The sequence below is a fragment of the Streptococcus sp. KHUD_011 genome (assembly GCF_046352925.1).
GTDB lineage: Bacteria > Bacillota > Bacilli > Lactobacillales > Streptococcaceae > Streptococcus.
Genome location: NZ_CP157578.1, coordinates 534,225 through 558,862, shown reverse-complemented (window position 1 = coordinate 558,862; position 24,638 = coordinate 534,225). Strand labels below are relative to the sequence as shown.

The following is a 24,638-nucleotide window of genomic DNA, read 5'->3' as shown; positions in this document are numbered from 1 at the left end:
CTAATACTATCCTATTAGTTAAATCAGTATTAACACTTTATATTTAGCGATGTCTTCTAGCATGACCACGAGTTCCTGGTCCAGTTCTAATTGGTTTAACTTGTTTACCTGGACGTGAAGGAACATGGTGTACTGGTCCATGATGAGGTCTCGTTAAATGCGGTTTAGGCTGAACACTTGGTTTTGGATGAGTAACAACTACATTTGGTTTTGTAACAACTCCGACTACATGCGTGTGGCTGGTAGTACCAGTATGAATGACACTTGTCACCTCTGAATGAGTTTCGGTCTCATTTGTCGTGATAGTGACAATCGGTGTTGTTGGACCTGCTGTTGCCGCATTTGAGGTAACAGTGGTTGTCGTTGTAGTTGTAGTCGTAGCCGTTCCACCAGGAACAGGTGTTGTCTCTGTTTTCTTATTAACAGATGTTTGTGAAGAAAAATCTGTTGGTTTAATTGCAGCCAAGGCTTCAGCTGGAGTTAAGCTAGGTTTTGAATCAGTAGTCGCTACCGGCTTTGGTTGCACAGCTGGTGTTGGTGTAGCTGGAGTAGATACTACTGGTTTAACAGGTGTTACCGGTGCAGGTGCTACTGGTTTCACTGGAGCAACTGGTTGTGGTGTGGCAACAGGCGCTGGAGTTACTGGTGTCGAAACTACTGGTTTGACAGGTGTTACTGGTGCTACCGGTTTTGGTTTAACGACAGGCGCTGGCTTGGCCGGAGTTGACACTGCTGGTTTAACCGGTGTTACTGGCTTGACCGGTACAACGGGTTTTGCAACAATTGGTGATGATGCAACAACTGGATTCGGAACAGTCAAAACTGGTTTGATAGAAATTCCATTCCCTAGACTAGAAGGAGTTGCTGCAATAGTTGTTACTCCTTGTGGAGTGACATTTGGTTTATGAACAGTCGTATCCACTGACGCTACTGGTTTATCATCAATTCTTGTGATTTTCCAATTATCATAAATAACTGCACCAGTAACGAGGTTAACTCTCGCCACTCTTTCAAAAACTACAGATCGAACTACATCTTTGAAAGCTTTTTTACCATCTTTTAGATATTTGTAGTGAATGGTCTGCTTGGTCATTTTTCTCAGTGTATCTAAGTTTTCAACCGATTTAGGCCAAACAGGTGACAATGCATCTCCTGCTACCAATGGATTTCCAGCAATTGGTTTAGGATCATCTGCTGTGACAGTCATAACTTTTTCGATTAATTGAACTGAGAATACTTGATCAGTTTGTTTTTCACTGTCAAAGCGTTTATCATTAGCATTTGCAAAACCGTCATGTACTAATTCATATCCTTGTTTTAGGTATTGATTAATACGAGTTTTTGAATTATAAGCAATTGTTTCACCTGGAAGACCAACTACACTATCCACATTTCCTAAAACTTTAGGACTTGTTTCTGTTTGATTGAGGTATTTAACCTGTGCTTTTTGTTGAGCAAGATAATCATAAACAACATGGATATCAGCCTGTATCAAATGTCCCTTACTATTAGCAGGTGTTTGTGACAAGACATATACTACACCATCTTTTTCGAAACGTTCAGGAACTTTAGCAGTCACATCATAATTATTCCCCAACAAGTTAATGAGTTTTGTGCTCTTATCATGTGGTGTATTGAATGTTTCTAAAATAGCTTGACTTGTTTTATCACGATATTGAATATCAACTTTACCAAATTTAGCTTCTTCGTACACAGCTACCACGTTGGCTTGAGCTCGTGTAATCGTACCAGATGTCTTCGTATTGCTATAGAAACGATCATTCTGTGCATACTCTTTGAAGACATAATATTTACCATTTGGTGAATGCAATAAATAAGGTGCTGTGATAGATGTTGTTTGAATTCCTTTGTTTTCTTGAACTTCTGTCTCAGTTGTATTTCTCTCCAAAGTAGCTACATAGCTAGTATCAATTTTGGTAGATGGTCTTACAGTAGTGAATTTGTCTTGAAGGATACCTCCATTTTCCACCGCTGCAATGGCAGGAAGAAGCATTTTCCCTTGAGTATCAACGAAGCGAACAGCTACATCTCCATATACAAGGCGTCCATCTGTTCTAACCATATCTGGGTTAGCAATTTTCCAGTCAGAATCAGCAGCTTGTTCGTATTGGTCTGTAAGATTTTTACCTTTGGCATCAACCACTGTCAATGTCCCTGGAACATTCGATTTAAAACCATTTCTAGCTTCATTCAGATAATTAACTGTGTGACTTGTCGGAACACGATCAACTCCAAAATCTTTTGTACGTAATACATAAGTTCTTCCAGCCAACATCTTTCCAGATACCAATTCAAAGGTTAATTCATTATCTGCTGCCTTAAGAATCTTGAATTTGGCATGTTGACCAGGCTCTTCACGAGGTGCTTCCAAGATAACATTATGGCGATTTACCCTTGTTCTTGATGTATCAGGGCTAGTATTTATCATTTCGACATTGTGGGCACCACGCTCAATAAATTCACCAACAGTAGCAAACTTATTGAATTCTGTATCTTTAATACGAACAGTGAAACGAGTCCCTGCACTAAAGTTTGATTTCCATGTTCCGATACGAAGGGTACTGTTGTATGTCTTGATACTTCCATCATCATCCAACATCACATCACCTGTGAAGTTAGCTGTAGTAGGTGTATCATAAACTTTAGGTGCTCCGATATCTGTTTTAATCACAGTGTAATTCTTAGTGACTACATTTTGACCATTAACTGAGATAACACCAGTTACAGACTTATCCACATTCACTCTAGGATAACGAATTCCACCTCTGTATTGAAGTTCAAAAGTAACATCGTCTAAGCGTTCAATTTCGTCAGTGAAACGGTATGTTGCTTCAATATGACTTCCTTTGTCAACTAAATCCCATGATTCTTTAGTGTCCAAAGCAACGTCACGATCTCCACGTGAAGCCCAGTATGAAAGGCTTCCAGCTTTGGCATTATCATTTTTCTGAATCAGACTCACTCGTTCTGCAAATACTTTACCTTCAGCAACCAATTTTTGAGGAAGATTATTGTCTTGTGGTAATTCCTTCAAGCCAATTGTGAAGATATCCCCCTTATGATAGGCACCATTTTTAAATTTTAATTGGAAACGATAATCAGCAATACCTGTTGAAGTCACACGGTCCGCCATGTCGATTGTACCATTGGCAATAATATTTCCATTATCGATAGCTACATCTTGTGTTTGAATTGGCGATAGACTAGCGCTAATTTTCTTGCCATGTCCTGCACGTTGCAACTCAGTATACACTGTTTCGATAGCTGAATACAGTTGATTTAATTGAGTCTTAAGATTTTCTGCACTAACAGATGAATCTTTTAATAAGGCTTTTGATTGTGAAATCTGAATGGTGGCTGTCTTAACAGCGGCTTGAACTAAGGCTTTTTCTTCAGCTTTACGTTCTGCTTCTTGAGAATAACGTAAAGCGACTTGATTTAAAACTTCTGCTTCTGATACAACCTGATCCAGAGTAGTTTTTTCGACTGATTTTTCTTCATTTACCTTTTCACTTGAAGCAGGTGAAGTAGTTTTTTCTTCGCTAGGTTTTACTTCTTTAGAAGTTAATTCTTTTGAGTCAGCATTTTTTGTCTCAGCTGCCACTTTAGATTCTGCTTCTTTCTTTAGAAGGGCATTGACATCTAATTCTTCTTTTTCCAAAACTGGAGTTTGAAGAGCGGAAGGCAATTCTGCTATTTTTTCCTCTGAATTTTTTTGCTTAGTCTCGTCAGGTTTTTCAGAGACTTTTTGTTCCTCTTTTTCAGTTCGATGTGAATCTACTTTCTGTTCATCTGCACTCACACCTGAATAAGCACCAAAAACCATCAAGGCAGCTACAGCAACAGATACTGCACCAAAACTTGATTTTCTAATGGAATACTTGTTTACCTTATTCATTTGATTCCGTTTTACTCTTGAATACATATTTTTTCTCTCTAACTATTTTATGATAAAAAAGGGAGTGGAATTGATGCTGTATTGACATACATTCTCACTCCCTAAAACACTACACTTACAATATTTTGTTGCCTAGAGTTTTGTTTTGATTTTATTCATCTCTTTTTGCTTTTCCAACTAAACTAAATCCAGCAATTAAGCCAAATACTCCCAGAACATGAGCCATACCAGAAGAGTGACCTGCAGTTTTAGGAAGTTCTTTTTCATTCTCTCTAGCAACTGGAGTTTGGTTTGGAACTTCTGACGGCACATGTGGAGCCGGGGTTGGAGTTGGAACTGGAGTTGGATTTGGGGTTGGTGACGGCATAACCTGTGGAGTTGGAGTCGGTACCGGGGTTGGAACCGGAGTTGGAGTTGGAGTCGGTACTGGATCCGGCGTAACTTGTGGGGTTGGGGTTGGAGTCGGAATTGGAGTTGGTGTAACTTGTGGAATTGGTTGAACATTTCTATAAGTTACAGTTACAACTTGATTTTCAGTTTCTGCTGTAATTCCTTGAACCGAATCTACCTTAGCAAGATCAGGATTGTATCCTGCAATGCTTGGAGATATCACTTCGTCAAAACTTGTTACCCCATCTTCAGAAACCCAAGATGTACTTGTAGTTTTACCTGTTACATTATCGATACTTAACATACGTGAAAAGCTTACTTGATCATGGTGATCTTCACTTGCTTTTGTACCATCTGCAAATACATAATGAATCGTTCTTTCCACAAGTTTTGGAGTATCTTTTTTAACAGTAATCTTATGTTTCAATAGAACTGTATATTCTTGAACTTTTGTTTCATCTGTATCAAAAGTTGCATCTGTAGGGAAACCATCTTCCTTCAATAAGTACCCTTTTTCAATCAACGATTTCAAAACAGTTTCTGTCGTATAGGCAATCTTTTCTCCAGATTTACCAGTAATATTGTCTGTATGAACGACCTCATCCTTATTATCCATATCTATATAACGAACTACTGCAACTTGATCTGTCTTGACGTAAGTTACCTTTGTATCTTCACCTGGATTTTCAGGTGTAACACTTGTACGCTCTGGTTTGTAGCCTACAATTTCAGGTACTGCTGTTTCTCCAGCTTTACGAGGATCATTTGCATCATTCAGGTATTGTGGTTGAGGAGCATTTGCAATCACATTTCCAGAAGCATCTACTGGAATGATTTTACCCAAAGCTTTATATGTAACTGTATCTGTTGCTTTTGGTGAATCTGGCGTAACTGTCTTAGCACCAGCTTCTGCTTTATCAGCAAAATATCCTGTCACAACTGGTACTTTAACTGTTCCATAGGTATGGTTCTTGTTTTCCCAAGTTGTTTCTTTAGTTGCTTCATTATATGACCCCTTGAAGACAAAGTCATTTTGAACATTATCTTTAGGAGTTTCAGAACCTGCACCAGTAAAGCTTACCGTTTGGTTTGTTTCCTTAGACACTGGATCAATAATTGCATCATAAGAAATTAATGTATTCTTACCGATACGGTCAGGATCTGAATCATCATTTGGATCAACTGTTCTATCCGTTATGCTATATCCCCAGACATTTGGTTGTTCTTTATGGAAAGCATAAAAATGTGGTGCATCTGGTATCTTTGTAATGCCTGCTCTAGTAGCGTCATTAGGATCGTTATCATAATACTTATATAGTGCATCGTCAATATTTTTAACGACCTCACCTTCGGCATTTATATATTGACCTTTTTCATTAACTGCAACAATGCGTCCCATTTCTTTCAAGTCAACATTAACTTCTGTATCTTGAGGAGAATTTGGATTAACCTCCATCGTCCCTACTTTATTCACAGTAGCATAGTATTTTGGTGTAATAGGAGTTCGTACAGCTTTGAAGACAGCATTAACAGATGAATCCGCTTCTGAATTATTTGAAGTAGTTGATTCCGCTACAGCAGCACGTTTACCTCTTGATGAACGGCGTACAGAACGCTCACCATTTTCTGTCACAGTTAAACCTAATGGAGACACTTGAGAATTATGAACTTGTGTAGCTAAAGTATTTTCTAAAACAGGAGCTACTTCTGACAATGCTCGTCTGCTTCTAGATGATCTAGCAACTCTTGATTCACTATTGTTGACAACCGTTGGAGTTGAAACAGCTGGTTGAGATGCTACTGGAGCTACAATGTCTTGGTTCTTAATAGCCTTAATCTTCCATTGTTCATAATTAATATCACCAGAAACCAAATTCACAAGTGCATTTCGTTCATAACTGATATGTTGATCAATTGATCCATACGCAGCTTTCCCATTTGTGTAGTAACGGAAATTAATACGACGACTTATTGTTTGGGTCAATTTCTCCATTCTCTCAACAGTACCTGGCCAATTTGGTGTATTTGGTTGTCCTGGATTGACTGGTGTGTTGGGTTGTGGTTTAGGATCTTTCGGTGTTACACGTTCGACACGTTCTGAAAGGGTTACAGTGTAGACTTGGTCACGTGCTGTATCGTAGTCATAAACCTTCGCACCACCCGCTGTGAATTCATCACTAACAAGGTTATAGCCTTGTTTCTTGAATTCTGTGATTTGACTTGTTGTACTGTAAGCAATGGCTTCGCCTGACTTACCTGTCACTTCATCTGTTTTGAGAACATGATTGCCGTTAGTGCTTACGTAACGGATAACAGCTTTTTGGGCATCCTTACGATAAGTGACTGTTTCAACGCGGTCTTGATCTTTCGCTTGAACTCCACTTACAGCTGGGATTTCTGATTTATCTGCTGTGTAACCTGCGATAGTTGGAGAGACTACTTTATCAAACGTATCATCATTAGTGGTCCAGTCTTGGAAGAAAATTTGACCAGTCACTAGGTTAATACGACTCCAACGTTTGAAGTTCAGTGTTTCAACCACATCATCCTTAGCCTTACTTCCATCTTCATAAACGTAATGGATGGTACGGCTAACGCTTTCTTTGTTATCCAAATCATGGACACTAGCTGGCCAACGTGGGCTATCTGGTTGTCCTGGATTGACTGGTGTATTTGGTTGTGGGCTTGGGTTATCTGGGTTCACCGGTTCAACACGTTCTGAAAGGGTTACAGTGTAGACTTGGTCACGTGCTGTATCATAGTCATAAACCTTAGCACCACCCGCTGTGAATTCATCGCTGACAAGCGTATAGCCTTGTTTCTTGAATTCATTGATTTGACTTGTAGTGCTGTAGGCAATGGCTTCACCTGACTTACCTGTCACTTCATCTGTTTTGAGAACTTGATTACCGTTAGTGCTTACATATCGAATGACAGCTTTTTGAGCGTCCTTACGATAAGTGACTGTTTCAACTCGGTCTTGGTCTTTCGCTTGAACTCCACTTACAGCTGGGATTTCTGATTTATCTGCTGTGTAACCTGCGATAGTTGGAGAGACTACTTTATCAAACGTATCATCATTAGTTGTCCAGTCTTGGAAGTCAATATGACCTGTTACCAAGTTGACATTACTCCAACGTTTGAAGTTCAGTGTTTCAACCACATCATCCTTAGCCTGACTTCCGTCTTCATAAACGTAATGGATAGTACGGCTAACACTTTCCTTGTTATCCAAGTTTTCAACGGTTCCTGGCCAACGTGGGCTATCTGGTTGTCCTGGATTGACTGGTGTATTTGGTTGTGGGCTTGGGTTATCTGGGTTAACCGGTTCAACACGTTCTGAAAGGGTTACAGTGTAGACTTGGTCACGTGCTGTATCGTAGTCATAAACCTTAGCACCACCTGCTGTGAATTCATCGCTAACAAGCTTGTAGCCTTGTTTCTTGAACTCTGTGATTTGACTTGTTGTGCTGTAGGCAATGGCTTCTCCTGACTTACCTGTTACTTCATCTGTTTTGAGAACTTGATTACCATTAGTGCTTACATAACGGATAACAGCTTTTTGGGCATCCTTATGATAAGTGACTGTTTCAACACGGTCTTGGTCTTTCGCTTGAACTCCACTTACAGCTGGGATTTCTGATTTATCCGCTGTGTAACCTGCGATAGTTGGAGAGACTACTTTATCAAACGTATCATCATTAGTTGTCCAGTCTTGGAAGTCAATATGACCTGTTACCAAGTTGACATTACTCCAACGTTTGAAGTTCAGTGTTTCAACCACATCATCCTTAGCCTTGCTTCCATCTTCGTAAACATAATGGATGGTACGGCTAACACTTTCCTTGTTATCCAAGTTTTCAACGGTTCCTGGCCAACGTGGGCTATCTGGTTGTCCTGGATTGACTGGGGTGTTTGGTTGTGGAGTTGGGTTATCTGGGTTAACTGGTTCAACACGTTCTGAAAGGGTTACAGTGTAGACTTGGTCACGTGCTGTATCGTAGTCATAAACCTTCGCACCACCTGCTGTGAATTCATCGCTGACAAGCTTGTAACCTTGTTTCTTGAATTCTGTGATTTGACTTGTTGTGCTGTAGGCAATGGCTTCACCTGACTTACCTGTCACTTCATCTGTTGTGAGAACGCGGTTACCGTTAGTACTTACATAACGGATAACAGCTTTTTGGGCATCCTTACGATAAGTAACTGTTTCAACACGGTCTTGATCTTTAGCCTTCACTCCACTTACAGCTGGGATTTCTGATTTATCCGCTGTATAACCTGCGATAGTTGGAGATACCACTTTATCAAACGTATCATCATTAGTTGTCCAGTCTTGGAAGTCGATATGACCTGTTACCAAGTTGACATTGCTCCAACGTTTGAAATTCAGTGTTTCAACCACATCATCCTTAGCCTTGCTTCCATCTTCGTAAACATAATGGATGGTACGGCTAACACTTTCCTTGTTATCCAAGTTTTCAACTGTTCCTGGCCAACGTGGGCTATCTGGTTGTCCTGGATTGACTGGGGTGTTTGGTTGTGGAGTTGGGTTATCTGGGTTAACTGGTTCAACACGTTCTGAAAGGGTTACAGTGTAGACTTGGTCACGTGCTGTATCGTAGTCATAAACCTTCGCACCACCTGCTGTGAATTCATCGCTGACAAGGTTATAGCCTTGTTTCTTGAATTCTGTGATTTGACTTGTTGTGCTGTAGGCAATGGCTTCACCTGACTTACCTGTCACTTCATCTGTTGTGAGAACACGGTTACCGTTAGTGCTTACATAACGGATAACAGCTTTTTGGGCATCCTTACGATAAGTGACTGTTTCAACACGGTCTTGGTCTTTAGCTTGAACTCCACTTACAGCTGGGATTTCTGATTTATCCGCTGTGTAACCTGCGATAGTTGGAGATACCACTTTATCAAACGTATCATCATTAGTTGTCCAGTCTTGGAAGTCGATATGACCTGTTACCAAGTTGACATTGCTCCAACGTTTGAAGTTTAGAGTTTCAACCACATCATCCTTAGCCTTGCTTCCATCTTCGTAAACGTAATGGATAGTACGGCTAACACTTTCCTTGTTGTCCAAGTTTTCAACGGTTCCTGGCCAACGTGGGCTATCTGGTTGTCCTGGATTGACTGGTGTGTTTGGTTGGGGGCTTGGGTTATCTGGGTTAACTGGTTCAACACGTTCTGAAAGGGTTACAGTGTAGACTTGGTCACGTGCTGTATCGTAGTCATAAACCTTAGCACCACCTGCTGTGAATTCATCGCTAACAAGCTTGTAGCCTTGTTTCTTGAACTCTGTGATTTGACTTGTTGTGCTGTAGGCAATGGCTTCTCCTGACTTACCTGTTACTTCATCTGTTTTGAGAACTTGATTACCATTAGTGCTTACATAACGGATAACAGCTTTTTGGGCATCCTTACGATAAGTAACTGTTTCAACGCGGTCTTGATCTTTCGCTTGAACTCCACTTACAGCTGGGATTTCTGATTTATCCGCTGTGTAACCTGCGATGGTTGGAGAGACCACTTTATCAAACGTATCATCATTAGTTGTCCAGTCTTGGAAGTCGATATGACCTGTTACCAAGTTGACATTGCTCCAACGTTTGAAGTTTAGAGTTTCAACCACATCATCCTTAGCCTTGCTTCCATCTTCGTAAACGTAATGGATAGTACGGCTAACACTTTCCTTGTTGTCCAAGTTTTCAACGGTTCCTGGCCAACGTGGGCTATCTGGTTGTCCTGGATTGACTGGTGTGTTTGGTTGTGGAGTTGGGTTATCTGGGTTAACTGGTTCAACACGTTCTGAAAGGGTTACAGTGTAGACTTGGTCACGTGCTGTATCGTAGTCATAAACCTTCGCACCACCTGATGTGAATTCATCGCTAACAAGTTTGTAGCCTTGTTTCTTGAATTCATTGATTTGACTTGTAGTACTGTAGGCAATGGCTTCACCTGACTTACCTGTCACTTCATCTGTTGTGAGAACACGGTTACCATTAGTACTTACATAACGGATAACAGCTTTTTGATTTTCTTTTTCAATGACCACATTAGAGTCTGTACCAACAGCATCTAAATCATTATCGTCGTTTGGATCAATAGTTTTTGTTTCTGCATTATATCCGTGAATAGATTGGTTGTCACTAATTTTCCAACCAACTGGTGCTTGAGGAATTTCAGTAACATCTGCTCTTGTTGTATCATTAAAATCGTTTTTATATTGTCGACGAATAGCATCTTCTTGATTCTCGACTACTTCACCATTTGCATTGATATAATGTCCATTCTTATCGACTAGATTGATATAACCTAAATCTTTATACCAAACATTGATTTCTGTTTCAGGAGTAAAATTCGGATTAACTGTTAACTCATCCACACTCTTAGCATCTGCATAATGACCTGGATTGACTGGAGTCATAACTTTCTTGAAAGTATAATCCAAATCTCCGATAGAACGTTTCCGGCGACGTGAACGAGATTGTGCTGCATGAGCTTCAATAGCACTCTTTAATTGCAAGCGGGCTTCTTGATCTAAGGGAATATTCCATCCGCCTTCTTTATTGGCCTTAGCATCTTCTACTCGGAGTCCTTTTACAGGTTTTAAAGCGTTTTTATCTTTTTCTGCCGACTCTTTTTCTACATTAGAAGTTTGTTCAGTTCCTTTTGATTCAGCATTTTTCGTTTCAGCTGATTCAATTTTACTAACTACTTCAGCTTTATCAGCAACTTTAGTTGTAGTTGTCCCTCTAAGTTCCAAAGCGATAACTGCTGCTTGAAGATCAGACTCTGCTTGAGATAATTCTGACTCTGTCACATCTGCTTTATTTAATAATCCTTTAGCAGATTGGATACTAATTTGAAGGCGTTTTACAGTATCTTCAGTGTATAACTTAAGCTCCAATTTTTCTGCACGCGAAAGATCTGTTAACAATTTTGATTTATCAACAACATTTTGAGGAGAAACTGCTTCTTTTTCTACTTTTGCTTCTTCAACTTTTTCTGCTGGGGCTTTAGCATCTTCAGATTTAGCTGGAGTTACCTCTACTGGATTAGCAAGCGTTGGAGCTGCGTAGGTCGTTTCTTTCTTAGCTGTAGAAACTTCTGCTGGTTTGGTAACTTCTTCTACCTTATCAACAGAGACACTATTAGTTGCCTCAGGATGTTGTTCCTCTGCTTGTACTGATTGCGTATTGGCAGCAGTTCCCAAGACTAAGGCTGTCCCGAGCAAGACACTAGCCGCACCAAAGTGATACTTACGAATAGAGTATCTTTGTTGCAAGCTATACCAGTCAAATGATTTTTTATGTGAATGTTTCATTGTGAACTCCTAGATAGTATTTTATAGTTCTCACTCTACAACTATTTGATATATAAATCAATATTTTCTATGTAATTAATATATTCTCTTTTTGTACCTAAAAGCCACTTATATTATTCTAATTTTTCTGACTAATTCAGACACTTTTTCTACTCCAACATTTTTGTACACTTTAGACAATAATATGATATAATGAAATTTGGAGGAAATTACCTACATGCGCAACCTTTTATCCACAAAATCTCAAAGACAATTACGCTTAATGGAAATCTTAATTCAGAATCGTAATTGGTTAAGATTACATACACTTGCCGAACAATTAGGATGTACAGAACGAATTCTAAAAAATGATTTAATTGAATTACGAACAGCCTTTCCAACTATCGATATCCAATCTTCTATTAACGGAATTATGATAGATTTAGAAGTTAATACTAGCGTTGAAGATATTTATCAATATTTTCTTGCTCATTCTCAATCTTTTCAATTACTAGAGTATCTGTTTTTTAATGAGGGCCTACCTATTTATCGAACAATAGAAAATCTTCACTCTAGTAATGCCAACCTCTATCGATTGGGCAGAAATATTACAAAAACTCTGTCAACTCAATTCCAAATTGAACTATCATTTACTCCATCCGAAATACGTGGCAATGAAATCGATATTCGCTATTTTTTTGCCCAATATTTTTCTGAGCGCTATTATTTCCTAGACTGGCCTTTTCCTGACCTTCCTGAAGAGGATTTAACAGAGTTCACTGACTTCTTCTATAAGATCACGAATTATCCAATGCGATTTTCAATCTATAGAATGTACAAATTGATGATAGCCATCAGTATTTACCGCATTAAAAACGGTCATTTCATCGACTTACCAAATCATTTCTACGATGAATACTACCCTCTTTTGATGAGTATTCCAAACTTTGAGGAGATACTTGTCCATTTTTCTGAAAAACTGGGACTGGAAATCACCCCAGATATCATTGCCCAAATTTTTATATCCTTTATTCAAAACAATCTTTTCTTAGATCCTCAAGAATTCTTCAACTCTTTAGAAGATAACAGTGAAGCAAGATACTCTTACCAATTACTTAGTCAAATATTAGAACGCCTAGCAAAACAATATAAGATTACTTTTACTAACCACGATGAGCTGATTTGGCATTTACACAACACTGCTTTCTTTGAAAGACAGGAAATCTTTTCTACCCCAATCTTATTTGAACAAAAAGCATTGACGATTAAAAAATTTGAAGTTTACTTCCCAGACTTTATGGGAAGTGCACGTCAAGAACTGGCCCAATATCGTCAGGCAATTGGACAGCATGACCATCCTGAACAGTTGGAACACTTGATGTACACCATCTTAACCCATGCTGAAAACCTCTCTACTCAGTTGTTAGAAAATCGACCACCTATCAAGGTTTTGATTATCAGTAATTTTGACCATGCTATATCCCTTACCTTTGTTGATATGCTTTCCTACTACTGTAATAACCGCTTTACCTTCGATACTTGGGATGAATTGGAAACGAGTCCTGAGATTTTAAATCAGACAGGTTATGATATCATCGTGTCTAATTTCTATATTCCAGGAATTACCAAGAAGTTTATTTGTCAAAATCATCTGTCAATCATGGATTTGGTTAATCATCTTAATACTTTATCAAATGAGATTCATTTGTCCAATACTTTATAAGCTAGAAAAAAGTCAGCATAATCCTGCTGACTTTTTCTCTTATCTGATTTCTAAACTTCCTTAACAAAAACCAATTCCTGTGGCTGTGACAAATCTTCTCTGTAGGTAAACCCTGCAAAGCTTAAGCGACGAGCTTCCTCCACCGTCTGTACTTGATTTTGTATCAGGGCTGTCAGGAAAGCACCACGCGCTTTCTTTGAAATAGTTGAATGAATCTTCAGCTGACCACCTCTATCCTCCATGAATTTGAAGGTCACCATTTTTCCTCTGATTTCCTTAGAAAATACAGTCTCAAACTCGGATGACAAGAGAGAGAAAATTAGGTCTTCACCATTCATAGCTTCATCATAGGTTTGCTTCCAATGGCTCTTCAAAGTCTTACCTGCGACTTTTAACTTCATCAAAAAGTCCAAACGGTGAGGGGCTATGGGTGACAAGGCTGGTACGACTCCGTACAAAGCCGAGGTAATGAAGACATGATTTTCAAGATAGGCTTGTTCTACCTCGGTCAATTTATCACGCTTTATATGGCGGTACATAAGCCCATCAAATAGATTCAAGGCTGGGTAGTGTTGAGCAGTTTGCCTTTTCAAAGCTTGGATATTTTGAAATTCTTCCGCCGCCTTCTCGGCTGATACCTTGTAAAAACTCTCCAATTGACTAGCAGAATAGAGAGCCAAGGCATCCAGTACGGCCTGACTTTCTGGTTTTAAAGGAGTGGCTTCAATACTTGGCAAATCTGTGTTCATTTCTTTTGCTGTTGGGATTAAAATTTTCATATTAATAGTGTAGCATATTTTTTAGCCGCTACCAAGAAATTCATCTGAAAAACCTCGGTTTGACCGAGGTTTCTATATTTATTTCGGCCATCCTAACCAGACAGCCACGAGAACAAGGGATATGCCTGCTAAGCTTGTTAAGATAGATAAAAGTTTATCTTTTTTCTCCTTGAACTGAGAAAAACCTATCTTCAAAGCGAGCAGTCCGAGTAGCATTGAAGCAATCATCACATAAAAACCCATTTGTTTGTCCTCCATTAGTATTAATTTACCTTACTATAGCATATACTTCTTAAATAAAGCTGTTTTTACTGAACTTTAAAGGTCTTGAGATAATTGTCTTTTCCTACTTGACCTTCAAAGTTTTTACCATTTTCAAGGTAAGGCAGGTCATCTGATACTGAGGCCTTAACCTTGTAAATCTTGCCATCAACTTTAAAGAAGTAGACGGTGTCTCCCTTGATAACAGCTGATTTGAGGTCTGTTACTACACCCTTGATACTTTCAGTGGTTTCATTGTCAATTTCAAGGTCGTTTTTATTGGCATACTTGCTGAGCATCTCTTCCACTGTCGTAGCTACGATAACGTTTTGGTACTCGACTGCGTCTACCAGAGCATACTCTTTGACCAAGCCAGCATTGTCCTTCAAACCCATGATGTAAAGAGGCTTGTCATTAAGGTTGATGAGGATTGGGAAGGTTGCCTTGTAGGATTTCTCCTGAACAGCACCTTCGGCTGATTCACGGGCTGATTCTTCGGTCGCAGAAGCCAAGCTATACTTAGTGATTTCTCCTGTTCGCATATTTTCAAGGATAAAACCAAGATTACTTTCATCCGCATTGGCCGAAGTCACACCTGTGTAGAGGTAAATGTCATTTCCGATAGACAAGTAATTATAGCCCTTGGTAGTCTGGGTCACGTTTTTCTTGGAAATCATGGCATTCCAGAAACCATCCTTGTACTTGCCGTTATAGTTGATTTGCTCAATGGTTTCCTCAGCTGGATAAACCCTGTCCACCCATTCTGGAACATCTGACAAGCTGTATTCCTTGGTTTCTCCATTTGTAGCATCCAAGATAATGACTGAAACAGGACGAGGAACCGCAAGCCCAAATTGCTTTTGGTAAACGGTTGCTACATAGAAAGGATTGCCCTCATCGTCCACCTCAAAAGATGGAGTTTTGAAGATCTTGGTTGGGTACTTCAAGCGCAAGTGACGCTTGACATCGCGGTTAAAATACTCCGAGTCCGAATACTTGATTGGTGTCTTCAAGTCCACCAAGTCCGCATTTCCGGTTACCATGTCCACCTTAATATATTCGCCGATTCCCTTGGCCTGATTGTTAAACCACTTGATAGGATCTGCGTATTCTAGTGGCGTAACTCGATAAGGTTTCCCATCAATCGTCAATTGGGTATAGGTGTCTGCCGCTACGTACTGCGACACCTTATCTGTTAGGGAACCCAAGTAGCGGTCACCAATTTTTTCAGCGGTACTTCTATCTAAGATAGGAACCTTACTGGTATCAGTCTTAGGAAATTCAGTAAAGTCTTTTTCCGTAACTGTGACTACATTGGCATAATTTTTAGCCTGAAAAATGCTAGAAGTTACCAAGGAAACCAAGGCTGCTAAGAGAAGAATTCCTCCAATAGAAGCTAAAAGGATTTTCCCTAACCGATTGATTTTGAAACCCTCAAGATTTAAGGCAGCTTCCGCCTTGCCGTGGCGCACATGAACCGTTTTGACAAGGTTTATCCCCTTGCCAAAACCAAATAAGATTGCTACAACCAGCAAATGCCCACAGAGGAAAAAGAGAAATTCCCAGCTAGTCAGGTTAAGAGGCGGTAAAAAGATATACCAGGTCGTTGCGATAAAAATAAGTTCAAAGACTATTCGTTTCATTTGCTTTCCTCCTAAATGATTCGTCCTTCCAAGTGATCCAGTTCATGCTGGCAAATCTGGGCTGGGAAACCTGTCAAAGTAATGGTCTGCTCCTGCCACTTGTTGTCACGATAGGCAACCCTTATGGTTTCATAGCGCTTAGTAGGTCTCACACCTGTCAAGGACAAACAGCCTTCTTCCGTCTCATAAGCTCCTTCAGAGGACAGGAGCACTGGATTAAACATGACCACAGGAACCAAGCCAAGATTAAAGATAATCACGCGCTTCTGCACCCCAATCATATTGGCAGCCAGACCGACACAAGTCTCACGATTTGCTAAGAGTGTATCCTGCAAATCTCTGGCGAGATACAGATCATCCTGACTTGCCGGCTGAGATATCTGAGATAAAAACAAAATATCCTTCACAATTTTCTTTTCCACTTCTGCTCACTCCTCTTGCTTTTTACTATATTATAGCAATTATAGCACAAAAGACGGCAACTGCAAGCCCTTTCCCTTAACTGTAACAAAAAGCCATCCGAAGATGACTTTCTTTTTAAATCGCATTCTTATCAAAACCGAGTTTGCGTTGAATAAACTTAACAATTTCGACAATAATAATCATTGAGAAGCTTCCGCCCATAACGATTCCCCATTGAGACAAGTCTAGTTTGGTTACGTGGAAGATTCCTTCAAGCGGTTCTACGACGATTGTTGCCATGAGAAGAATGAAGGATACCAAGATGGACCAGTTGAAGGTCTTAGACTTGAATGGGCCAACTGTCAAGATGGATTGGTAAACAGACTTGACATTGTAAGCATGGAAGAGCTGAATCAAGCCAAGGGTTGCAAAGGCCATAGTAAGAGCATCCGCATGAATGGCATGATTGTCACCCACATGAACTGGGTAAAGAAGGGCAAGACCATAAACACTCATAACAATTGCTGCTTGGAGTACACCTTGATAGATGATAGAACTCAAAACACCACCTGAGAAGAAGCTTGCCTTGCGTCCACGTGGTTTATGGTTCATGACACCAGGCTCAGCAGGTTCAACACCAAGAGCGATAGCTGGGAAAGTATCCGTTACCAAGTTAATCCACAAAAGATGAACTGGCTGTAAGACATCCCAACCAAACAAGGTTGATAGGAAGATAGTTAATACTTCAGCAGTATTGGCAGAAAGCAGATACTGGATAGTCTTTTGAATATTTGAGAAGACCTTACGTCCTTCTTCAACTGCGACGATGATAGTCGCAAAGTTATCATCTGCAAGAATCATGTCAGATGCCCCCTTAGAAACCTCTGTACCAGTGATTCCCATACCGATACCGATATCGGCTGTTTTCAGAGCTGGCGCATCATTGACACCATCACCTGTCATGGCAACGACTTTACCTTGTTTTTGCCAAGCCTTGACGATACGAACCTTGTGTTCTGGAGACACACGGGCATAAACAGAGTATTGACCAACGACTTTTTCAAAGTCTTCATCAGATAGTTCGTTGAGCTCAGCACCAGTTAAAACGTGTCCTTCTGTATCATTTGCATCAATGATTCCCAAACGTTTGGCAATAGCTTCTGCAGTATCTTGGTGGTCACCTGTAATCATAATTGGACGAATTCCCGCTTCCTTAGCCACACGAACAGCCTCAGCAGCTTCAGGACGTTCAGGGTCAATCATCCCAATCAAACCAGTAAAGATTAAATCATTTTCAAGCTCTTCAGAGATCAGGTTTTCTGGAATACTATCGATAATCTTATAAGCACCTGCAAGGACACGCAAGGCTTGGTGGGCCATTTCAGAGTTGTTTGTGTGAATGAGGTTTGTAACCTTCTCGTCAATCGGAGCAATATCCCCAGCCTTATCACGAAGAACACAACGTTTCAAGAGTTGGTCTGGCGCACCTTTAACAGCTACGAGGAAGCGTCCATCTGCAAGTGGATGAACTGTTGACATGAGCTTACGTTCAGAATCAAATGGCAACTCAGCCACACGTGGATATTTCTCTAAGAAACCTTTAACATCGTAGCCCTTGTCCAAGGCATACTGGATGAAGGCTGTTTCAGTAGGGTCACCAATCAGATTGCCTTCGACATCAATCTTAGTATCGTTAGCTAAGACTACTGAACGTAGAAGCGGCATTTCAAGACCCAGTTCAATGTCACCAGCTGAGTCATGTAGGACTGCATCATAGAAGACTTTTTCAACGGTCATCTTGTTCATGGTCAACGTACCAGTCTTATCAGAAGCGATGATTTCTGTTGAACCAAGAGTTTCAACTGCTGGCAACTTACGAACGATTGAGTTTCGTTTGGCTAAAACTTGAGTACCAAGGGCAAGAACAATAGTTACGATAGCTGGGAGCCCTTCTGGAATAGCTGCAACGGCAAGGGCAACAGAGATCATCAACTCACCGAGTGGATTTTTCCCTTGAATGAAAACACCCACTACAAAAGTAACAAGTGCAATAACCAAGATAGCATAGGTCAAGACTTTAGAAAGGTTGTTCAAGTTTTGTTTAAGTGGTGTATCTGTCTCATCTGCATCTTGGAGCATACCAGCGATATGACCAACTTCAGTGTACATCCCTGTATTGACAACAACACCCATCCCACGACCATAGGTCACGTTTGAGTTTTGGAAGGCCATATTGACACGGTCCCCAATACCAGCATCTGCAGCAAGTTCAACTGTCAAGTCTTTTTCGACTGGCACAGACTCACCTGTCAAGGCAGCTTCTTCGATCTTAAGAGAGTTGGCTTCTAGCAAACGTAGGTCTGCAGGCACTACATCACCAGCTTCGAGAGCGACGATATCACCTGGTACTAATTCTTTAGAATCAATCTCCGCCATATGCCCATCACGAAGAACGCGGGCAGCTGGACTAGACATGGATTTGAGAGCTTCGATCGCTTCTTCTGCTTTCCCTTCTTGGTAAACACCAAAGGCAGCGTTGATGATAACCACGGCTAGGATAATGATGGCATCTGCGATATCTTCCCCACCAGAAGTCACGACTGATAAAATAGCCGCCGCAACTAGGATGATAATCATCAAATCCTTAAATTGCTCGATAAATTTAACCAGTATTGATCGTTTCTCGCCTTCTTCGAGTTCATTGTGGCCAAATTCGGCAAGGCGCTTTTCCGCCTCACTCGATGACAAACCTTGCTCGGTTGCATCCACAGCCTTCAAGACCTCTTCAGGACTCTGAGTGTAAAACGCTTGGCGTTTTTGTTCTTTTGACATGTGTCTCCTCCTTGACATTGTGTGCAAAACAGACTCTCTCTTCCTCATCGTATCTTTTCACGACAAACAAAAATCATAACAAGTCTCGCTGTTTAAGATAGGGCCGGAAAGCATACTCTTCAGTATAAAATTCGGAATGACGACACTATCACAGGTTTCTGCCAGCTACTCCCTTGAGTAGTACTATTATACCAAATTTTGAAAAGTTTTCAAAGAGTAAAAACTGCCTTATTTGAATTTTCCCTTGAAAACCAGTATAATGGTAGAATGCTATGTGACTAGAAAGGAAGTTGAATGAAGCAATCTATTTCAAATCTCAAGTTGGCGGAACGTGGTGCCATTATCAGTATTTCGACCTATTTGATCTTGTCTGCAGCCAAATTAGCAACTGGGCACCTCCTCCATTCATCCAGTTTGGTGGCCGATGGTTTTAACAACGTGTCGGACATCATTGGAAATATTGCTCTCTTGATTGGGATTCGAATGGCGCGCCAGCCTGCTGACCGAGACCACCGTTTTGGCCACTGGAAGATTGAGGATTTGGCTAGCTTAATCACTTCTATCATCATGTTCTATGTTGGCTTTGATGTCCTAAGGGATACCATTCAAAAGATTCTCAGTCGTGAAGAAACAGTCATTGACCCTCTGGGTGCAACCCTGGGAATCATTTCTGCAACGATTATGTTTCTAGTTTATCTCTACAATACTCGCCTCAGTAAGAAATCCAACTCCAAGGCACTGAAGGCTGCCGCCAAGGACAATCTTTCTGATGCTGTCACCTCACTTGGTACTACCATTGCAATCCTGGCTAGCAGTTTCAATTATCCCATTGTGGATAAACTGGTTGCCATTATCATCACTTTCTTTATCTTGAAAACTGCCTATGATATCTTCATCGAGTCTTCCTTTAGCCTTTCGGATGGCTTTGATGACCGTCTGCTCGAGGACTACCAAAAGGCTATCATGGAAATTCCCAAAATCAGCAAGGTTAAGTCGCAAAGAGGTCGCACCTACGGTAGCAACATCTACCTGGATATTACGCTAGAGATGAACCCTGACCTGTCTGTTTTTGAAAGCCATGAAATTGCGGATCAGGTCGAGTCTATGCTGGAAGAACGTTTTGGAGTCTTTGATACCGATGTCCATATCGAGCCAGCACCTATCCCTGAAGATGAAATTTTAGACAATGTCTATAAAAAATTGCTTATGCGCGAACAATTGATTGACCAAGGAAATCAACTGGAAGAACTCTTGGCTGACGATTTTGTCTATATTCGTCAAGATGGAGAGCAGATGGATAAAGAGGCCTATAAAGCCGAAAAAGACTTGAATTCCGCTATCAAGGATATTCAGATCACTTCCATCAGTCAGAAGACCAAACTCATCTCCTATGAGTTAGATGGTATCATCCATACCAGTATCTGGCGTCGCCACGAAACCTGGCAAAATATCTTTCACCAAGAAACAAAAAAAGAATAGAGAAATCCTGTCATGAGACGGGATTTTTCCATTCTTCTAGCTATCAAAGTCACTGAGATACTCATAGCGTTCGTATTTTTCAAGGAGTGCTTCGTTTTTCTCATCCAGTTCTTTTTGGAGAGTAGCCAGTTTGCCAAAGTCAGAGCCGTTGGCCTGCATCTCCTCTTCAATAGCAGCGATACGATTTTCCAAGGTTTCAATATCGCCTTCAATGCTTGCCCACTCCTGCTTTTCTTGGTAGGTCATGCGTTTCTTGTCTTCACGGACCTTGATCACTTTCTCCTTTTCGGCCTTTTGCACTTGATTGGCCATCTCTGTTTCAAAGGCTTTTTCATCAAGATAGTCGGTGTAATGACCAAAGAAAGGACGAATCTTGCGATCCTCAAAAGCCAGAATCTTGGTCGCTACCTTATCCAAGAAATAACGGTCGTGACTAACTGTCAAAACAGGTCCCGCAAATCCTTGCAAGAAATTCTCCAAAACTGTCAAGGTTGCAATATCTAAATCATTGGTTGGCTCGTCTAAAAGAAGAACATTTGGTTTTTCCAAGAGCAGTTTGAGGAGATAAAGGCGTTTTTTCTCTCCCCCAGACAATTTCTCAATCAAGGTTCCATGCGTCGAACGTGGGAAAAGGAACTGCTCCAGCAACTCTGCAATCGAAGTTGTAGAACCACCGCTGGTCTTGACCTCTTCTGCCACTTCCTGCAAGTAATTGATCACTCGCTTGCTTTCATCCAAACCCTCAATTTGCTGAGAGAAATAGGCGATGCGAACAGTTTCCCCAATCACAACTTGTCCTGCTGTCGGCTCAAGACTGCCTGCAATCAGATTAAGCAGGGTTGATTTTCCAACACCGTTGTCCCCAACGATTCCAATACGGTCTTTGGCCTGCACCAAGAGATTAAAATCTTGCAAAATTATCTTGTCATCATAAGCAAAGCAAACATCCTGAAACTCGATGACTTTCTTCCCAATCCGACTGGTTTCAAAGTTCATGGTCAAGTCTGTCTCAGCACTACTGCCTGAAACTTCCTTTTTCAAGTCATGGAAACGATTGATACGAGCCTGCTGCTTGGTCGCACGCGCCTGCGGTTGTCTGCGCATCCAGGCCAATTCTTGCTTATAAAGTTGTTCCTTTTTATGAAGTAGAGCCGCGTCGCGCTCATCCTGTTCCGCCTTTAGGCGAACATAGTCCTGGTAATTTCCCTGGTACTCGGTCAAACCTGCGCGATCCAACTCGAAAATACGTGTTGACAAAGCGTCTAGGAAATAACGATCGTGGGTGATAAAAAGGACGGTCTTCTTGGAATTTTTTAAAAAGAGGGTCAGCCACTCAATAGTCGCAATGTCCAGATGGTTGGTCGGCTCATCCAAAAGCAAAAGGTCGTGATTACCAAGTAAGACTTGTGCCAACTGAACCCGTCTTCTCAGACCACCTGACAATTCCCCAACAGGAGTAGATAAGTCCTGAATCCCCAGCTTGCAGAGAACAGTCTTAACCTGACTCTCAATTTCCCAAGCTTGAAGAGAATCCATCTCAGCCATGACCCGTTCCAAACGAGCCTGCTTGTCCTCACTGTAGTTGAGCATAATCAACTCATATTCACGAATGAGCTGGATTTCCTTTAGTTCACTAGATAGAACCGTATCCAAAACTGTCTTTCTATTATCAAAATCAGGATCTTGAGTCAAGTAACCAATTTGGTAATCATTCTTAGCTGAAAAAGGACTAACATCCCCATCAAAGCCAGAAACACCAGAAAGAACATCTAAAAGGGTGGTCTTGCCAGTCCCATTGACACCGATTAGACCAATTCTGTCTAGGTCATGGATGATAAAGGAAATATCCTTAAAAACGGTCTTGTCACCAACGGATTTGCTTAGTTTTTCAACGATAAAATCACTCATTTTTTCTCCCTTAGATAAGCATGGATGGCTTGACGGTCATTTTCCAATTCTCCATCGACAATGGCAAACTCTATCTCTGTTAAAATCTCTCCCAAATCTGGACCTGGTTGATAGCCATATTCCTTGATCAAAATACCACCGTTGATTTGGATTTCTTTCTTGTCATGAATGGTCAGACTCTGGTAGGTTTCTGTGATGACTTGTGGGTTGACTGGTTTTCCCTGAGCCTGACGAAGATTTTCAGCCTGTAAAAGAAAATCCAAGTCAAAGCGATAACAATCGCGCTTGCTCAATTCTCCCTTTTCACGCAAGGCCAAAATAGTCAGTAAATCCTGAACTTGCTTAGCAAACTGACGTGAGGTCTTCCAAGCCTTCAAAAATGGCTGCGCATTTTCAATCTCCAAAGCCCACAGTAGAGCAGCCCAGGCTTGCTCTGAAGATTCAAAGGTGAAATCAGTCTCCAAATCAAACAGTCTGTTAAGTTTGTCTTTGCTAGATGCCATATCAGGGAGATAGTCATAAGCTTGACTCTCAATCATGGAAGCCAAACCCCTTCTCCAAAATGGAGCCAGCAAGAGTTTATCAAACTCAACGAAGGTACGCTCCACAGAAATTTTCTCCAAAAGTGGCGTCAAGGTCTTCATTGCTTTAAAGGTTTCTGTCTCAAGTTCAAAACCAAGACTGGCTTGAAAACGGAAACCACGCATAATCCGCAAAGCATCTTCGTTGAAACGCTCACTTGCCACTCCAACTGCTCGTAAGACTTGCTTTTCCAAATCTTCTAAACCATGAAACAAGTCAATGATTTCTCCTGTATCGTCCAAGGCAAAGGAGTTGACTGTGAAATCACGGCGTTTGAGGTCTTCTTCTAGCGAGCGCACAAAAGAGACCGCACTGGGTCTGCGATAGTCCACATAGACATCCTCTGTCCGAAAAGTAGTCACCTCATACTCCTCGTCCCCATCTAAGACCAAGACAGTTCCATGCTCGATTCCGATATCGGCTGTTCGCGGAAAAATCTGCTTGGTTTCTTCTGGATAAGAAGACGTCGCAATATCCACATCATGGATAGGACGATTGAGGAGGGCATCTCGAACAGAACCTCCAACAAAATAGGCCTCAAAACCTGCTTCTTTAATTTTTTCTAATACTGGTAAAGCCTTCTGAAATTCAGAAGGCATTTGCGTTAATCTCATAATAAGTGTTCTAATCCATAGACAAGCTCATGACGCTTGACAACTTCTTTAATTCCCAAATTCACCCCTGTCATGAAGGAGCTGCGATCATAGGAGTCATGACGGAGTGTCAATCCTTCTCCCTGATTGCCAAAGATGACTTCCTGATGGGCTACCAAGCCTGGCAAACGAACTGAGTGGATGCGCATGCCATCAAAGTCAGCACCACGAGCACCTGCAATCAATTCTTCCTCATCTGCTGCACCCTGCTGGATAGACTCTCGAACTTCTGCCATTAACTCAGCTGTTTTAATAGCAGTTCCACTCGGAGCATCCTTTTTCTTGTCATGATGGAGCTCGATAATCTCCACATTTGGGAAATATTTAGCAGCCTGCCTTGCAAATTGCATGAGTAAAACAGCACCCAAGGCAAAGTTAGGAGCGATCAAGCCACCCAAATCTTGAGCACGAGAAAATGCTTTTAGCTCTGCAATCTCTTCACTCGTGAAACCTGTTGTCCCAACTACTGGAGCAAAGCCATTTTCAAGAGCAAAGCGTGTATTTTCATAGGCAACAGCTGGTGTAGTAAAGTCTACCCAGACATCTGCTTCAAAACCGACCAAATCAGCCTTATCCTTGAAAACAGGAATACCCTGCCATTCTGATTCAGACTCAAAGGGATCCAAAACTGCTACCAAGTCCAAGTCTGGATCAGCCAAGACCATCTGACAAGCAGCCTGGCCCATCTTTCCCTTAAAACCAGCAATAATTACTCGAATACTCATCTCTACTCCTGACTAAGATAC

General features: G+C 41.0%; 12 protein-coding genes. 2 read left to right on the top strand and 10 right to left on the bottom strand.

Going from position 1 to position 24,638, the window contains the following annotated elements; genetic code table 11:
• Positions 1-43 precede the first annotated feature (43 nt).
• The gene (locus ABKJ27_RS02585; RefSeq protein WP_410011972.1) at positions 44-3,946 is read right to left on the bottom strand and encodes a mucin-binding protein; all 3,903 of its coding nucleotides are present in this window, start codon (positions 3,944-3,946) and stop codon (positions 44-46) included.
• 124 nt (positions 3,947-4,070) lie between these two features.
• On the bottom strand, positions 4,071-11,651 hold the full coding sequence (locus tag ABKJ27_RS02580; protein WP_410011971.1) for a mucin-binding protein: 7,581 nt from the start codon (positions 11,649-11,651) through the stop codon (positions 4,071-4,073).
• Positions 11,652-11,868: 217 nt separating this feature from the next.
• On the opposite strand from ABKJ27_RS02580, the gene ABKJ27_RS02575 reads away from it, so the two are divergent.
• Positions 11,869-13,353 (top strand): M protein trans-acting positive regulator PRD domain-containing protein, encoded by a 1,485-nt coding sequence (locus ABKJ27_RS02575; RefSeq protein ID WP_410011970.1) that lies wholly within the window; start codon positions 11,869-11,871, stop codon positions 13,351-13,353.
• 50 nt (positions 13,354-13,403) lie between these two features.
• Here the strand turns inward: ABKJ27_RS02575 and yaaA are convergent, their stop codons facing one another.
• The 5 genes from yaaA to ABKJ27_RS02550 all read right to left on the bottom strand — a co-directional run bounded on the left by yaaA (position 13,404) and on the right by ABKJ27_RS02550 (position 19,270).
• On the bottom strand, positions 13,404-14,132 hold the full coding sequence (gene yaaA, locus ABKJ27_RS02570) for a peroxide stress protein YaaA (protein ID WP_229294696.1): 729 nt from the start codon (positions 14,130-14,132) through the stop codon (positions 13,404-13,406).
• 78 nt (positions 14,133-14,210) lie between these two features.
• Positions 14,211-14,375 (bottom strand): YczI family protein, encoded by a 165-nt coding sequence (locus ABKJ27_RS02565; protein WP_192851961.1) that lies wholly within the window; start codon positions 14,373-14,375, stop codon positions 14,211-14,213.
• A gap of 65 nt (positions 14,376-14,440) precedes the next feature.
• The gene (locus tag ABKJ27_RS02560; protein WP_410011969.1) at positions 14,441-16,036 is read right to left on the bottom strand and encodes a hypothetical protein; all 1,596 of its coding nucleotides are present in this window, start codon (positions 16,034-16,036) and stop codon (positions 14,441-14,443) included.
• Between the two features lie 11 nt (positions 16,037-16,047).
• Positions 16,048-16,458 carry a peptide deformylase gene (locus ABKJ27_RS02555; RefSeq protein ID WP_371484220.1) on the bottom strand — a complete coding sequence of 137 codons (411 nt, stop codon included), beginning with the start codon at positions 16,456-16,458 and terminating at the stop codon, positions 16,048-16,050.
• Between the two features lie 115 nt (positions 16,459-16,573).
• Positions 16,574-19,270, bottom strand: coding sequence for a cation-translocating P-type ATPase (locus ABKJ27_RS02550; RefSeq protein ID WP_033681536.1), 2,697 nt, complete (start codon positions 19,268-19,270; stop codon positions 16,574-16,576).
• A gap of 294 nt (positions 19,271-19,564) precedes the next feature.
• On the opposite strand from ABKJ27_RS02550, the gene mntE reads away from it, so the two are divergent.
• Positions 19,565-20,749 (top strand): CDF family manganese efflux transporter MntE, encoded by a 1,185-nt coding sequence (gene mntE / locus ABKJ27_RS02545; protein WP_261014965.1) that lies wholly within the window; start codon positions 19,565-19,567, stop codon positions 20,747-20,749.
• Between the two features lie 36 nt (positions 20,750-20,785).
• Here mntE and ABKJ27_RS02540 read toward each other — a convergent pair whose 3' ends face one another.
• Genes ABKJ27_RS02540 through dapB form a run of 3 tightly spaced genes read right to left on the bottom strand, consistent with a single transcriptional unit; the run spans position 20,786 to position 24,617 of the window.
• Positions 20,786-22,657: an ABC-F family ATP-binding cassette domain-containing protein gene (locus ABKJ27_RS02540; RefSeq protein WP_410011968.1), complete on the bottom strand. Its 1,872-nt coding sequence runs from the start codon at positions 22,655-22,657 to the stop codon at positions 20,786-20,788.
• The gene (locus ABKJ27_RS02535; RefSeq protein WP_410011967.1) at positions 22,654-23,853 is read right to left on the bottom strand and encodes a CCA tRNA nucleotidyltransferase; all 1,200 of its coding nucleotides are present in this window, start codon (positions 23,851-23,853) and stop codon (positions 22,654-22,656) included. Before ABKJ27_RS02535 ends, ABKJ27_RS02540 begins: the two co-directional genes overlap by 4 nt.
• A complete protein-coding gene (dapB, locus tag ABKJ27_RS02530; protein WP_000027873.1) occupies positions 23,850-24,617 on the bottom strand; it encodes a 4-hydroxy-tetrahydrodipicolinate reductase in 768 nt (255 codons plus the stop codon). Before dapB ends, ABKJ27_RS02535 begins: the two co-directional genes overlap by 4 nt.
• Between the last annotated feature and the right edge of the window lie 21 nt (positions 24,618-24,638).

Bases quoted from the DNA above. Each gene is read 5' to 3' on its own strand.
- ABKJ27_RS02560 (WP_410011969.1), bottom strand. From the start codon at position 16,036: ATGAAACGAATAGTCTTTGAACTTATTTTTATCGCAACGACCTGGTAT.
- ABKJ27_RS02550 (WP_033681536.1), bottom strand. From the start codon at position 19,270: ATGTCAAAAGAACAAAAACGCCAAGCGTTTTACACTCAGAGTCCTGAA.
- ABKJ27_RS02540 (WP_410011968.1), bottom strand. From the start codon at position 22,657: ATGAGTGATTTTATCGTTGAAAAACTAAGCAAATCCGTTGGTGACAAG.
- dapB (WP_000027873.1), bottom strand. From the start codon at position 24,617: ATGAGTATTCGAGTAATTATTGCTGGTTTTAAGGGAAAGATGGGCCAG.
- ABKJ27_RS02565 (WP_192851961.1), bottom strand. From the start codon at position 14,375: ATGGGTTTTTATGTGATGATTGCTTCAATGCTACTCGGACTGCTCGCT.
- ABKJ27_RS02535 (WP_410011967.1), bottom strand. From the start codon at position 23,853: ATGAGATTAACGCAAATGCCTTCTGAATTTCAGAAGGCTTTACCAGTA.
- mntE (WP_261014965.1), top strand. From the start codon at position 19,565: ATGAAGCAATCTATTTCAAATCTCAAGTTGGCGGAACGTGGTGCCATT.
- ABKJ27_RS02575 (WP_410011970.1), top strand. From the start codon at position 11,869: ATGCGCAACCTTTTATCCACAAAATCTCAAAGACAATTACGCTTAATG.
- ABKJ27_RS02585 (WP_410011972.1), bottom strand. From the start codon at position 3,946: ATGTATTCAAGAGTAAAACGGAATCAAATGAATAAGGTAAACAAGTAT.
- ABKJ27_RS02580 (WP_410011971.1), bottom strand. From the start codon at position 11,651: ATGAAACATTCACATAAAAAATCATTTGACTGGTATAGCTTGCAACAA.
- yaaA (WP_229294696.1), bottom strand. From the start codon at position 14,132: ATGAAAATTTTAATCCCAACAGCAAAAGAAATGAACACAGATTTGCCA.